Annotated in this window: 11 protein-coding genes; 10 read left to right on the plus strand and 1 reads right to left on the minus strand. The window is 29.9% G+C overall.

Annotated features, from left to right (window positions below; genetic code table 11):
- The first annotated feature begins 3 nt into the window (after positions 1-3).
- The 6 genes from BM027_RS16315 (at position 4) to BM027_RS16340 (ending at position 6,840) form a co-directional block, all read left to right on the plus strand.
- Positions 4-1,332: a glycoside hydrolase family 30 protein gene (locus BM027_RS16315; protein WP_090094225.1), complete on the plus strand. Its 1,329-nt coding sequence runs from the start codon at positions 4-6 to the stop codon at positions 1,330-1,332.
- Positions 1,333-1,388: 56 nt separating this feature from the next.
- On the plus strand, positions 1,389-2,330 hold the full coding sequence (locus BM027_RS16320; RefSeq protein WP_090094227.1) for an ROK family protein: 942 nt from the start codon (positions 1,389-1,391) through the stop codon (positions 2,328-2,330).
- A 2-nt stretch (positions 2,331-2,332) separates the two neighbouring features.
- Entirely contained in the window at positions 2,333-3,775 is a 1,443-nt protein-coding gene (locus tag BM027_RS16325; RefSeq protein WP_090094228.1) for a glycoside hydrolase family 1 protein, read from the plus strand.
- Between the two features lie 499 nt (positions 3,776-4,274).
- A complete protein-coding gene (locus BM027_RS16330) occupies positions 4,275-5,111 on the plus strand; it encodes an SGNH/GDSL hydrolase family protein (protein ID WP_090094230.1) in 837 nt (278 codons plus the stop codon).
- 63 nt (positions 5,112-5,174) lie between these two features.
- Positions 5,175-6,008, plus strand: a complete 834-nt coding sequence (locus BM027_RS16335) for an SGNH/GDSL hydrolase family protein (RefSeq protein ID WP_090094233.1) — start codon at positions 5,175-5,177, stop codon at positions 6,006-6,008.
- Positions 6,009-6,342: 334 nt separating this feature from the next.
- The gene (locus BM027_RS16340) at positions 6,343-6,840 is read left to right on the plus strand and encodes a cupin domain-containing protein (protein WP_090094235.1); all 498 of its coding nucleotides are present in this window, start codon (positions 6,343-6,345) and stop codon (positions 6,838-6,840) included.
- A 201-nt stretch (positions 6,841-7,041) separates the two neighbouring features.
- Here BM027_RS16340 and BM027_RS16345 read toward each other — a convergent pair whose 3' ends face one another.
- Positions 7,042-7,590 carry a DUF6143 family protein gene (locus tag BM027_RS16345; RefSeq protein WP_090094237.1) on the minus strand — a complete coding sequence of 183 codons (549 nt, stop codon included), beginning with the start codon at positions 7,588-7,590 and terminating at the stop codon, positions 7,042-7,044.
- Positions 7,591-7,932: 342 nt separating this feature from the next.
- Between BM027_RS16345 and BM027_RS16350 the strand changes: the two genes are divergently transcribed.
- The 4 genes from BM027_RS16350 to BM027_RS16365 all read left to right on the plus strand — a co-directional run bounded on the left by BM027_RS16350 (position 7,933) and on the right by BM027_RS16365 (position 14,258).
- Positions 7,933-9,273, plus strand: coding sequence for a glycoside hydrolase family 30 protein (locus BM027_RS16350; protein WP_090094240.1), 1,341 nt, complete (start codon positions 7,933-7,935; stop codon positions 9,271-9,273).
- Positions 9,274-9,291: 18 nt separating this feature from the next.
- Complete coding sequence (locus BM027_RS16355) at positions 9,292-10,668, plus strand: MFS transporter (RefSeq protein ID WP_090094243.1); 1,377 nt, start codon at positions 9,292-9,294, stop codon at positions 10,666-10,668.
- Positions 10,669-11,152: 484 nt separating this feature from the next.
- Positions 11,153-13,018, plus strand: a complete 1,866-nt coding sequence (locus tag BM027_RS16360) for a beta-glucoside-specific PTS transporter subunit IIABC (protein WP_090094245.1) — start codon at positions 11,153-11,155, stop codon at positions 13,016-13,018.
- 397 nt (positions 13,019-13,415) lie between these two features.
- Positions 13,416-14,258, plus strand: a complete 843-nt coding sequence (locus tag BM027_RS16365) for an AraC family transcriptional regulator (RefSeq protein ID WP_090094248.1) — start codon at positions 13,416-13,418, stop codon at positions 14,256-14,258.
- Positions 14,259-14,311 lie beyond the last annotated feature (53 nt).

Here is a 14,311-nt window from a genome sequence, read left to right on the forward strand (position 1 = left end):
ATTATGAATTTTACATATTATAAAACTACAAAAAAGGATAAATTTTTAAAACAAGAACTTCAAAACATAGTAAAAGCTAAACCAACACTACATATTTCACAAACTGAAAATAGAACTATAGAAGGGTTTGGTTCTTGTTTCAATGAATTAGGTATGAAAGCATTAAATCATTTGAATGAAAATGAAAGAAGAAAAATATTAGATCAATTATTTTCACCTGAAGGAGATTGTCGTTTTAATCTTTGTAGAATGCCTATTGGAGCAAGTGATTATGCAACAGAATGGTATAGTTATAATGAAAATGAAAATGATTTCGATATGGAAAGGTTTAGTATAGAAAACGATAAAAGGTTGCTTATGCCTTATATAAAAGAAGCATTAAAGAGAAATCCGAATATAGTTCTGACTGCTTCACCATGGAGTCCACCAACTTGGATGAAAACACAAAAAACGTGTAATTTCGGAACATTACGTTGGGAAGATGAGATCCTTAAAGCTTATGCTCTTTATTTTGTTAAATTTGTAGAGGCATATAAAAATGAAGGTATTACCATACACCAAGTTCATATTCAAAATGAAGTAGTTGCAGATCAAAAATTTCCATCTTGTAGATGGACAGGAGAACAATTAAGAGATTTTATTAAAAATCATTTAGGACCAGCATTTGAAAAGCATAATATTAAGAGTGAGATTTGGTTAGGAACAATTAATGCACCTGAACCTTATGTTGAATGGCTGGAAGATTATACACAAGATTTTGACGTTTATGCTGGATTAGTATTGAGAGATCCTGAGGCATATAAATATGTGAGTGGTGTAGGATATCAATGGGCAGGAAAAAATGCTATTCAACGTTCAGTTGAAGCATTTCCAGAAAAAAGCTTCATTCAAACTGAAAATGAATGTGGAAATGGTAAAAATACATGGTTATATGCAGAATATGTTTTTAATTTATTTAGACACTATTTTGTTAATGGAGCAAATGGATATATGTATTGGAATGCTGTTTTAGAACCAAAAGGTATGAGTACATGGGGATGGGAACAGAACTCTATGATAACTGTAAATTCAGAAACCAAAGAAATTGAGTATAATCCGGAGTTCTATGTAATGAAACATTTTTCTCATTTTGTTCAAAAAGGCGCAAAAAGATTAACTACTTCAGGTGTAGATTCTGTTGATGCAGTAGCATTTAAGAATCCTGATGAATCTATAATTATTGTAATTTCAAATAAAAATGATAAATTCAGGATTGCTAATATTGAATTTTCAGGTGAGGTATTTGAAGTTGAATTAGAAGGACATTCATTTAACACTATAGTTTTAAAATAGTAATTAAAATGAATAACAATATTAAAAGGAATAATAATATTGAAAGGAATAATAATATGGATAATAAACATTATTTAAGTATAGACATTGGAGGAACTTTTATTAAATACGGAATTTTAGATCATTCAGGTAATCTTATTTCTAAAAACCAAAAAAGAACTTCAAAAAACATAAATGACTTACTATTAGATTTATCAGAAATAGTGGAACAACAATCTGAACATATAAGTGGAATTGGTATTAGTACTCCAGGAAAAGTGGATACAAGGAAAGGTATAATTTATGGAGGTGGCAATTTAACTTTTTTAGATAAGTGTCCTATAGCATCAATTTTACATGATAAATATAAAATTCCTGTTGCTGTAGAAAATGATGGTAAGGCAGCAGCTCTTGCAGAGATGTGGTTAGGTAATTTACAAGATGTTGATGATGGTGCTGCAATTATACTTGGTACAGGAATTGGAGGTGGAATAGTATTAAATAAAAAATTAAGAAAAGGAAAGAATTATTCGGCAGGCGAAATTAGTTTTATGATAAATAAATCAGAAGAAACTAGTGATTTAAAGTTTTATGGATTCAATGCTTCAGCTGTAAGAATGGTAAAGACAATTGGAGAATATTTAGGATTAGAAGATCCTTTAGATGGAAAAGTTGTATTCGAAGCTATTATTTCTGGTAATGATTTTGCAAATAAAGTATTTAAAGATTATTGCGACAGTATTGCTGAACTTATTAATAATATTCAATGTATTTTGGAGTTAGAGAAGTACGTAATAGGAGGAGGAATCAGCGCAAATAAAATAGTAATTGAAGGAATTCAAAATTCATTTAATAGATTGAGAATGAGAGAACCATTATTGCAAAAATCAGTACATTGTCCAATTATTGAGGCTACAAAATTTAATAATGATGCTAATCTTTATGGGGCTTTGTACAATCTACTATTAGATGAAGAGACTATTAGTATAATAAAAAATAATGAAAATATAGGAGATTAATTATGAAAACAAACTTTCCAGAAAACTTCTTGTGGGGTGGTGCAATTGCTGCTAATCAATGTGAAGGAGCTTATAATGTTGATGGTAAAGGTTTGAGTGTGCAAGACGTAGCACCAAGGGGAATAAAAGCTGGTCCTACATTAGAGCCGACACAAGATAATATGAAACTTATCGGTATTGATTTTTACCATCATTATAAGGAAGATATTAAACTATTTGCAGAAATGGGATTTAAAGTTTTTCGTTTATCTATTGCTTGGTCTAGAATTTTTCCAATGGGAGACGAGAAAGAACCAAATGAAAAAGGACTACAATTTTACGATGACGTTTTTGATGAATGTTTGAAGTATGGAATACAACCACTAGTAACGCTATCTCATTATGAAACCCCTTTACATTTATCTAAAAGTTACGATGGGTGGAAAAGCCGTGAGATGATTGGCTTTTTTCAGCACTATGCGCGCATGGTATTTAAACGTTATAAAGATAAAGTAAAATACTGGTTAACATTTAACGAGATTAATTCAATCACTCATGCACCTTTTTTAAGTGGAGGAATTTATACACCTTTAGAAGAATTAAGTAAACAAGATATTTACCAAGCAATTCATCATGAATTAGTAGCAAGTGCAATGGCAGTAAAAATGTGCCATGAAATTATCCCCGATGCTCAAATAGGGTGCATGATTTTAGGCATGCCTGTCTATCCAATGACTCCAGCACCTGATGATGTTTGGGCGACGCTTAATAAAGAAAGAGAAAATTTCTTCTTTTCTGATATTCAAGTACGAGGTCAGTATCCATCATATGCTAAACGATTCTTTAAAGAAAGTAATATTGAATTAAATATTACAGCAGAAGATAAAGAATTATTAAAAAATACTGTTGATTTTATTTCTTTTAGCTACTATATGAGTATTTGTGAATCTAGTGATGCTTCGATTGAATCCGGTGAAGGAAATATTATTGGTGGGGTGCCAAATCCTTATTTGGAAGCAAGTGAATGGGGATGGCAGATTGATCCTAAGGGGCTTCGATACTATCTTAATGTCTTATATGATCGTTACCAAAAGCCATTATTTATTGTGGAAAATGGTTTAGGAGCTATTGATGAATTAGTTGAGCTAGAAGATGGAACAAAAACGGTATTAGATGACTATCGAATTTCCTATTTAAGAGATCATTTAGTTCAAGTAGCAGAAGCAATTGAGGATGGAGTAGAATTAATGGGGTACACTTCTTGGGGATGTATTGATTTAGTCAGCTTCACTACGGCTCAATTAAAGAAACGTTATGGTTTTATATACGTAGATCGTCACGACGATGGAACTGGGACACTAAAGCGTTATGAGAAAAAAAGCTTTAACTGGTATAAAGAAGTAATTGCTAGTAATGGAGCTAGTGAAGCGTTATATTCTAATAACAATAATGATAAAGAAAAATAATATTAAAGTAAGAAGACAGGAGATAAAAACTTAAATAGTATAAATAATTGTTATACATGATAACATTTGAAATAACAATTAATTAAGAGAAATAGATTAATTAAAGCTAACTATAAATGATAGTTTAGCAGAATATATAAATAAGGAAGAAGGAGTATCTGTAAAAAGGTACTCCTTCTTCTTTTAGAAGTGCCCAGTTTATTTGGAAAAGCTAATTATGCAGTACTTTTATATATGGGACATAATTAAATGTCATCTATTAAGACATAATCAAAAATCAATCAGAATAATATTGAATAAAAAAATTAGTAGGATTTGATATACGAGAAATATATGGTATAATTTACAATAAATAGAATATAAGCTTTTGATTTCTAAGCAATTATAGAAGGCCTTAGGATATAAACCTATTGAAAAATGAAAACCAATTATCATAAAACTACATTTAATACTTGGGTAAATTAGGAAAATACGATAAAAGAAAGGAATGAGAAGAAAAATGACACAAAATAAGAGTAGGTATTCAGGCCATTTTTTTAACAGTTACGTTATTACACGCATGAATTTATACAAACATACAGTACCAATGGAAAATGATAAGAAAAAGATTTCCCATGTCTATGGTTATCCTATAGAAAAGGTGAATGATGTATTCAGACAACTGGATAAAGAACTCCAATTGTCAGTTGACTTCATTAATAAGAAGTACAAAAGTGAAATGGATGAGAAGCTCTCTAAGTTGGAGGCGACTTTCGTCTTCATTGGAGACCAATTTGTTAGCGAATATCAGAGCTTTTTCAATGTTCTTCGTAAAGTGTTTGAGCCATATACCAAGATAAAAATGGTTTGCGCTGCTGCAATGGGTGATAATTCCAATCAAACAATCCAGCATATCTATGATCTTGTAGTGAGTGAAAAACCTATGATTACTTCGGTTTTAATTGGTATAAACGACATGCACCAGAACAATGATATATATTCCAAACCGGTATGTTCACCAGATGAATACCGAGGAAATATAGACTATATGGCAAAGGTTTTGCGTCACTATAAAAGTAAAATTATATTCAATACACTTCCACCCTTTAATAACGTAATAGTAGAAAAGTCCTTTGCACATATGAATTGGACATACAGTGTCGATATCCGGGATGAGTACAACAACATTATTCGTGAGGTAGCGGAGCAAAACGGCTGCACTTTAAATGATATGGCTGAAAAATTTAACCAATTCGATGGCCTAATTAACATACCTAATGATGGGCTGAATCTTACCTATCAGGCACAATGTTTCTTTGCTGATAAGTTTCTTGAAGTAATGCTTGAGATGCTATAGTTAAGAATTCTCTGCCAAGATAGTGTATGTACAATTAATAATTGGAAAGGATAGTGGTTGAAAATGACACAGTTAATAAACAATTCAAAGTATAGTAATGAATATATGGACATACGATTTAAAGCTTATCAGCACGGAATCCCATCGATTGAGAACAACAGGGAAATGATAGCCTATGCGTTTGGGTATCCGATAGAGGATGTGGACACAATCTACAAAGAACTCGATGGAGAACTTCAGAGTCCGGTAGATTATATAAATACGAAATACAAAAAGGAGATGGATGACAAACTAAAGAATCTAGAATTCACATTTGCCTTCATCGGATGCTCGTTTGTAAGTGATTATCAGAGCTTCTTTAACGTTGTTCGCAGGGTGCTTGCCCCATATTCAGGCATTAAACTTATCGACGCTAGTGTTACTGGTGATACGACTACCCAGACGATTTCCAATATATATAATAGGGTATTACGATATAAACCACAGATTACAGCAGTGTTCATAGGAATTAACGATATGCGTCAAAATAACGATGTGTACTCTAGGCCTAATGTAAGCCCGGAAGAGTATCGCAAGAACATGAATTATATAGCAAAAATCCTACGCCATAAGGGTAACCGCGTTATTTTTAACACGCTATCAGGATATGACACAGAGAGAATGGAAACTGCTGTAGCGGAAAAACGATGGACATATAATGTTGAATTCGATGATGTTTATAATAAAATCATTCGTGAAGTAGCCCTAGAAAACGGATGTGTTCTTAATGATATGGCTGAAAAATTTAAGGAGTTTGATGGTCCAATGAATATTCCTAATAATGGGTTACACTTGACCTATCAGGCACAGAGCTTTTTTGCTAACAAATTCATGGAGACATTCTTAGGAATGTTATAGGTAATTCTAATTCTTACGTATAGATTCTTGTGATGAAATAAAGCCTAAAGAATTAATATAAGAATTTACAGATAAACCAAGATATAAGTCTTCTCCAAGAACTAAATATATATTATAACTATGTAATAAATGAAAGGAATACTTGAAGCAATATGAAGTTTTGAGTATTCCTTTGTTGAACAGATAATGAGGTTATATAAGGATTAAAAGATTTATTTTAGACGTTGTTATTTTGAAGTTAGAAAGTTTAACTAAAAACAATTTAAAATGGAAATAATTTAGTTTATAATATTATTTAGATTACATATTAGCAATATTTGAAAGGAGTAATTAAATGTACACAGCAGATTATTTTGTAAAAAATTTAAATATGATACCACATCCAGAAGGTGGATTTTATAAGGAAAGTTTTGTTTCAAGGGAAAATATATCAGATAGAGGATTAAATGTTGAAAGCGAAGAATCAAGAAAGCTTTGGAGTAGTATATATTTTTTGCTTAGAGATGGTGAAGTTTCAAATTTTCATAGATTAAAGTCAGATGAAATGTGGTACTATCATTCTGGTTCTTCACTAACTATTTATATGATTAATCCTGAAGGAGAACTTATTACAGAAGAACTTGGACTTAATATTGAAAAGGGAGAAAAAGCTCAAATATTGGTTCCTAAAGATTACATATTTGGCTCTGCAATGAACAATGAAGGGTATGCTTTAGTTGGCTGTATGGTATTCCCAGGCTTTGAATTTAAAGATTTTGAATTATTTGAAAGAGATTATTTAGTGGAAAAATACCCAAATCATAAAAAAGTAATTCTTAAGTTAACAAGATAGATATATATTGAACTGTTTCAAAATAGAAAGTAAATTTCTATTTTAGACAGTTCATTTTTTGTTTAATAGGCATAAACTTAAGGAGCATATATAAGAAATATGACACATTGTCTTTTGTTTTCTGTAGTTAAAGATGCTATAAGAACAATATCTCAAGAACTAAATTGATTAATAGATAAATCGATAAATGAAAGACTTACTTTAACAGTAGTAATCGAAGTGTTCACAAATTATTTCTTCCCACCAACCGAAAGCAATTATTGCACTATCTAATACAACAGGTAGGAAGCCACCAAGATAAACAAGAAGAGATTGTCCAGGTGGAATAATTATTTGTCCACCATCAATGACTAAAGTTGAATAGGGTGAAACTATTCTACTAAATATAGCTACACCATCTTTTGGAGGTTCAGTAGTTGTAGTTAAATATTTAATTTTTCCTTCAGGAATTGATTCAGGAATAATAGCTAAGTTAGTACAGCTAACTGAATTACTAATTATTCCACCATTTAAAGTAGATTTAAGATAAAATTCAGATGATAAATTAAGTTCTGAAATATTTGTTACAGCTATAGCATTTACATAAATATTTACATTTGAAGTAATGGGATTTACTAATTCTGCTAAAGCATGCTGATCTTGACCAATTAGTATTGGTGTCTGACCAATAAAATATTCTCCTTTTTCCGATTGGTATAATGCATATGGTACGGATACTTCCTTTCTAATTTTCTTATCATGATAGTACATTTAAATCACCTACATAGAAAAAATTTAGGAAAAATAATCATCCCTATATATCATTATATTTACAATATACGATAGATATGGAGTTGTTTGTTTATATATTATTAAAGTTATAACTTAAGCGATTTGAGATAAATAGGTAACTATTTATTTTAATTGTTGATAGTGAAAAAAATATTCGAATAAATTACTAGCTTTAAACTGAATTAAAAGATTATTTTACTGACAAAGTCAAAAAACTACTATTTTTTAGTCAAGAAAGTTACTTAAAAGAAGGAAGTTATTTTTGTAAAATATAGATGTAAAGGATAACAACAATAAAAATTGATGAAAAGGGTGAAGATGATGAAAAGCATTAAACATATTTATAGTAATGGAAAAGATTTTTGGAAAAAGGGAACAGTAGAAAATAAAGAATATGAAGACACTTTAGAAATAACAAATGAAACTAAACAAACTTTAAAAGGCTTTGGTGGTTGCTTTAATGAAATTAGTTGGGATATTTTAAAAAAAGTAGATGAAAATAAGAGAAAAGAAATTTTAGATAATTTATTTACAGAAGAAGGTTTGAATTTTAATGTAGGACGTTTACCAATGGGAGCTAGTGATTATGCGTTAGAATGGCATAGCTATGATGAAACAAATGGAGATTATGAATTAAAAGATTTTACTATAAAAAGAGATGAAGAACATTTATTACCATATTTAAGAGAAGCGTTAAATCGTAAGCCAGATATGTCATTGTTTGCTTCACCTTGGAGTCCTCCAACATGGATGAAAACAAAAAAAGCATATAATTTTGGAACATTATCTTGGGAACAAGAAAATTTACAAGCTTATGCAAATTACTTTGTTAAGTATGTAGAGGAATATAACAAGGCTGGAGTAAAAATTGAACAAGTTCATCTTCAAAATGAACCTCATGCTGATCAAAAATTCCCATCATGTATGTGGAGTGGAAAAGAAATGAGAGATTTTATTAAAAATCATCTTGGACCAGTATTTAAGGAGAAGGGAATAGATTCAGAAATTTGGCTTGGTACAATTAACGGCCCATTCCTAGATTTTCAGATATCTCTACCAGGTTGTGCTCCATTTTCAGAATTTTATGATCAATGTGTAAATACAGTACTATCTGATAAAGAAGCAAGAAAGTATATATCTGGAGTAGGTTTCCAATGGGGTGGAAAACATGTAATTGAACAAACTGAATTAAGTTATCCAGAAATGAGATTTATGCAAACAGAAAATGAATGTGGGGATGGTCAAAATACATGGCAACATGCAGAATATGTTTTTGGACTTTTCTGGCATTATTTTGTGCACAATGTTGAAAGCTATGTTTATTGGAATATGGTACTTCCTAAAGGAGGAGTAAGTACTTGGGGTTGGGAACAAAATACAATGATAACAATTAATCCAGAAACAAAAGAAGTAGTATATGAACCAGAGTTTTATGTTATGAAGCATTTTTCACATTTTATAAAGCCAGGAGCAAAAAGAATAGTAACTAAAGGACACTGGACATCAAACTCTATTGTATTTGAAAATCCTAATGGCGAAATCGTAGTCGTTGTTGGTAATGCTATGGATAATGATAGGGAATTCACATTCAAGTATAAAGATGTAAGTTTTTCTACAATTATAAAAGTACATTCTGTTAATACATTTTGTATAGAAAACTAAAACTAAGGAGGAATTTTTATGGAAAATACAAATATCGCAAATGAAAAAACATCGGTAGGGTTTATTGAAAGATTAGCTTTTGGGTGTGGAGATTTAGCCAATAATGTTATATATGCAGCTATATCCACATTTCTGTTATTCTACTACACAGATGTAATCGGTGTAAATGCAGCATCAGTTGGAACTATAATGTTAATATCTCGTGTTTTAGATTGTATAGCTGATTTAGCAATGGGGTTTGTAGTAGATAGAACTAAATCAAAGTATGGTAAAGCAAGACCTTGGATAATTAGAATGGCTATTCCATTTGCAATAGGTGGTGTGCTACTATTTTCAGTTCCGACTAGTTTAAGTGCTAATGGTAAACTAATCTACATTTTTATAACTTACAACTTGGTATCTACAATAATATACACAGCAATTAATGTACCATATGCAACATTAAATGCACTTATTACACAAGATCAATATGAACGTTCAGTACTTAGTATATTCAGAATGATATTATCAACAGTAGGATCAATGGGAATTGCTTTATTAACTTTACCAGTAGTTAAAATGTTTGGAAATAATACGAGAGCGTGGTCATATACTTTTGCATTATTTGGTGTAGTTGCTGCAGTATTATTCTTATTTACTTTTTTAGGAACAAAGGAAAGAGTAAAGGCTGCAGATGAATCAAAAGCAAAAGAAGATATACCTATAAAAGTTGGTTTAAAAGTTCTTTTTCAAAATAAATATTGGATGTATATCACACTTATATTAATATTAATATTTATTGGTCTGACTATAAATGGAGGAGCTACTGTTTACTATGCTGAAGCTGTATTAGGAAATAAAGAACTTGTTGGAATGTTAACTACAGCAACGAGTTTATCACAAATTGTTGCTATGTTTTTAGTAGCTGGATTGATTAAGAAATTCGGTAAGAGAAACATTATGATAGCAGGATCTGCCATTATTATATTAGGATATATTATAATGGCAATATCTGGAAAAAATATACAATTACTACTTGCAGGTAATATCATAAAAGGCATAGGTTTAGCTGGTATAGCAGCTTGTATGTTTGCTATGGTATCAGATACTATTGAATATGGTGAATGGAAAACTGGAGTGAGAATAGAAGGTTTGACTAATAGTGCAGCAAGTTTTGGATTTAAAGTTGGTGGAGGTCTTGGAGCAGCTTCTATAGGTTGGATATTATCAGCTTCTGGGTATGTAGGTACTGCTACTGTACAAAGTGCTACAACTATAGTTGCTATAAAAGCACTATATATATACATACCTATAATTATAACTATAATTCAAATAGGAATATTGATTTTATATAAGCTAGATAAAGAATATCCTACTATATTAAAAGAATTACAAGCAAGAAGTAAATCAAACTAAAAGTTTGGAATAAAAGGTAACTTGTGAACTTAAGGCACAATCAAAAAAATAACAAGTCCATTTGCCAGCCTATTTTCCATCATGCTACGTCGGCAAATTAATCTAATAGGCTCGCTATGAGGGCAATTCGTCTCCTTGCCTGATGAAAAATATCCATTGCAACTTTGGACTTGTTATTTATTTTCATGTGCCTAACATAGAAATAGTACATAGATATAATTAAAAAAATAAATTTAGAATCAATAAAAAAAAATCAATAATGATTAGTAAAAATTATATGAATCAAATTTTTCACATATTCTTTTTAAGAATAGGCTGAAAATTCAGTATTTATAGCAAAAGACATAAGAACATTCCCTTATTTGGTAGGATTGAATTTGACAAACCAAAAGGGGATGTTCTTTTAAATTTAATTAAAAGAGAGAAAAGAATTAGTTATATATAAACGCTAGAAGAATTAAATATAAGCAATTGGAGGAAAATAATGAAAAGCCAAGAATTAGCAAAAGAGATACTTAAAAATGTAGGGACAGAAAGTAATATAAATTCACTAGTACATTGTGTTACTAGATTAAGATTTAAATTACTAGATAATAGCAAGGCAAATAAAAGTAGTATAGAAGACCTTGAAGGAGTTATAAGTGTTGTCGAAAGTGGAGGACAATTTCAAGTTGTAATAGGAAATACTGTTGGTGATGTTTATAAAGAAATCATAAAACTAACTAATCTTGTAGATAAAAACAGAGAAATAAATAAAGAAGTAAAAGATAAAAGTAGCATAGGTCATAAAGCCCTTGATTTAATATCAGCAATATTTGCACCAGTTTTAGGCATATTAATAAGTGTTAGTATTCTTAAAGGATTGTTATCAATTCTTGTCTATTTAAACTATATATCAACTAACAGTGGGACTTATCAAATTCTACATGCAGTAGAGGATAGTGCACTTTACTTCATGCCTATATTAATAGCTTTAACAGCAGCAAAAAAATTTGGAGCAAGTGAATTTATAGCTCTAACCTTAGGCGCTACATTAGTTTACCCTGGAATTATTAATTTTATTAGTAAAAGTGTGGGCAGTGATTTTTTAGGAGTTCCTGTTAAAGGTATAGATTATTCATTTACTTTTATTCCAATAGTAATAGCAATATTTATATTATCCAAATTAGAAAAATTTTTAAATAAAGGAATGAATGAAAATTTAAAACCTTTTTTAATGCCTTTAATTTGTTTAATTATAATGGTACCACTAACATTTACAGTAATTGGTCCTATAGCAACAATAATAACTAAAGCAGTTGGTATTGGATATAATTTAGTATATAACTTAAGCCCAATATTAGTTGGAGCTATGGTAGGAGCTTCTTGGCAGGCATTAGTTATTGGTGGTATTCATTGGGGAGCTATGCCAATAATTATAAACAATCTATCTTTATATGGAGTGGATACTTTTATGGCACTTGTAATATCTGCAAGTTTAGGTCAAGGTGGTGCTGTGTTAGGTGTATTATTAAAAACTAAAAATAAGAATATAAGAAAAATTGCTATATCTACAATATCAACAGGATTATTAGGGATTACTGAGCCGAGTATATACGGAGTGACATTAAAATATAAAACGCCATTTATCTGTGCATCAATCGGAGGAGCAGTAGGTGGAGCAATTGCAGGATATTCAGGAAGTGCAACTATGGGATATGTTATTCCAGGAGTTCTAACATTACCAGTGTATTTTGGAAAAGGCTTTGAAGGATTAATAATAGCTGTAGTTACATCATATATGTTGGCAGCAATATTATCTTTCATAACTTTTAAAGATCCTGTAGAAAAAGATAACATTATAATAGAAGAAAATATGAGCATTGAAGAGAATTCAAATTCAGAAAAAACAAGTAAAATAGAGACTATAGTAAGTCCTCTTAATGGTGAAATTAAAGAATTATCAAAAGTTTCGGATAAGGTATTTGCAGAGGGAGCTCTAGGTAAAGGAATTGCAATTGTACCTTTAGAAGGAAAATTGGTTAGTCCTGTTAATGGAATTGTTTCAGTAGCATTTCCAACAGGTCATGCAGTAGGAATAACTTCAGATGATGGAGCAGAAATATTAATCCATATTGGATTTGATACAGTTAGCCTAAAAGGCAAGTATTTCAAATTAAATGTTACTCAAGGAGAATTCGTTAAAAAAGGAGATTTATTAGTAGAGTTTGATATTAATAAAATTGAAAATGAGGGATTTGATATTACTACACCAATAGTGATTACTAATACAGAAAATTATTGCAATGTAATACCGATAAATCAAGGGCTTGTTAAAATTAATGATGATATTTTAATATTAGAGGAGTAATAGTATATATCAAATTTAGTGTTAATTTTATAAAGCTGAGTGTATATAAAAACTAGGTTAATTTTAATAAATACCTAGTTTTTTATTATAAAGTTTATTGAAAATAAAATAAAAAGTGGTGTTAGTATAAAGTAGTGGCTATATTCTGCTAGTAATAAAAAAAGATTTTTTATTCTTATTGTCACTAGATTATTGCTATGCTATAATTCAAACAATAAAGATAAGGCACATTCAAAAAAATAACAAGTCGATATTCGTGTCTATTTTGTATCATACTGCGTCATCAGATCGGTCTAATAGCTCGCTATTAAACCAATCTGCTTCCTTGCCTGACGCAAAATATACATCGCATCTTGGACTCGTTATTTTCTTTCATGTGCCTAAAAAAGGTGATTATATGGATTTTGAACATGAAACGATAAATATTAATGAAGATATTAGTGTTAAGTTCCAATATTATGATGATAAAGGTAGCATAATCTCGAAACACTGGCATCGTAGCATTGAAATTATATACATTATAACTGGAAGTCTTGAAGTAAACATAAATGGTGTAGATTATGATTTAAAAGAAAACGATTTAATAGTTATTAATTCTCTTGAAATTCACTCAACAATCTGTAAATATGGAAATACGGCTGTAGTATTACAGATACCTTATCAGTTTTGTGAAAAGTACATTGATGATATGTCTACAACAAAATTCTTTTGTAATCCAACTATTACAGAGAAAATACTTTCCATTAATAAGTTGAAAGAAATTTTAGTTAGTTTTCTTGATGTTTATAATAAAAAAGAATTAGGATATAAACTTAAAATTAACAGTTTGATTTTTAACTTATTATTTATTTTAGTAAATGAATTTAGTAAAATAGATAAAAAATTTGACAATAAAAACAGCGATAAATATCTGGATAGATTAGCTTTAATCATAGATTATGTAAAAAAACATTATTCAGAGCATATAACTCTTGAGTCTGTTGCACGTGAACTTTATTTAAATTCAGAATATTTTTCTCGTTTTTTTAAAAAATATATGGGAATCACATTTTTAAAATATTTAAATACTATTCGTCTGGAACATGCTTACATAGACCTTGTGAACACGGATAATAATATTTCTCAAATTATCGAACGTAATGGTTTCAAAAACTATAAAATGTTCATGAAGTTATTTAAGGATGAATATGGATGCTCTCCTAATGAAAAACGTAAACAAATTAAAATTAACAATAATTAAATTTGAAAAGGTAAGGCTCGCCTCCGTCATGAAACCCACGAAAATCTAAATAT

The organism is Clostridium uliginosum (assembly GCF_900112485.1).
GTDB classification, from domain to species: Bacteria; Bacillota; Clostridia; order Clostridiales; family Clostridiaceae; genus Clostridium; species Clostridium uliginosum.

Excerpts from the sequence above, each read along its gene's own strand:
- BM027_RS16320 (WP_090094227.1), top strand. The coding sequence starts at position 1,389 with ATGGATAATAAACATTATTTAAGTATAGACATTGGAGGAACTTTTATT.
- BM027_RS16315 (WP_090094225.1), top strand. The coding sequence starts at position 4 with ATGAATTTTACATATTATAAAACTACAAAAAAGGATAAATTTTTAAAA.
- BM027_RS16350 (WP_090094240.1), top strand. The coding sequence starts at position 7,933 with ATGAAAAGCATTAAACATATTTATAGTAATGGAAAAGATTTTTGGAAA.
- BM027_RS16365 (WP_090094248.1), top strand. The coding sequence starts at position 13,416 with ATGGATTTTGAACATGAAACGATAAATATTAATGAAGATATTAGTGTT.
- BM027_RS16330 (WP_090094230.1), top strand. The coding sequence starts at position 4,275 with ATGACACAAAATAAGAGTAGGTATTCAGGCCATTTTTTTAACAGTTAC.
- BM027_RS16355 (WP_090094243.1), top strand. The coding sequence starts at position 9,292 with ATGGAAAATACAAATATCGCAAATGAAAAAACATCGGTAGGGTTTATT.
- BM027_RS16360 (WP_090094245.1), top strand. The coding sequence starts at position 11,153 with ATGAAAAGCCAAGAATTAGCAAAAGAGATACTTAAAAATGTAGGGACA.
- BM027_RS16340 (WP_090094235.1), top strand. The coding sequence starts at position 6,343 with ATGTACACAGCAGATTATTTTGTAAAAAATTTAAATATGATACCACAT.
- BM027_RS16345 (WP_090094237.1), bottom strand. The coding sequence starts at position 7,590 with ATGTACTATCATGATAAGAAAATTAGAAAGGAAGTATCCGTACCATAT.
- BM027_RS16335 (WP_090094233.1), top strand. The coding sequence starts at position 5,175 with ATGACACAGTTAATAAACAATTCAAAGTATAGTAATGAATATATGGAC.
- BM027_RS16325 (WP_090094228.1), top strand. The coding sequence starts at position 2,333 with ATGAAAACAAACTTTCCAGAAAACTTCTTGTGGGGTGGTGCAATTGCT.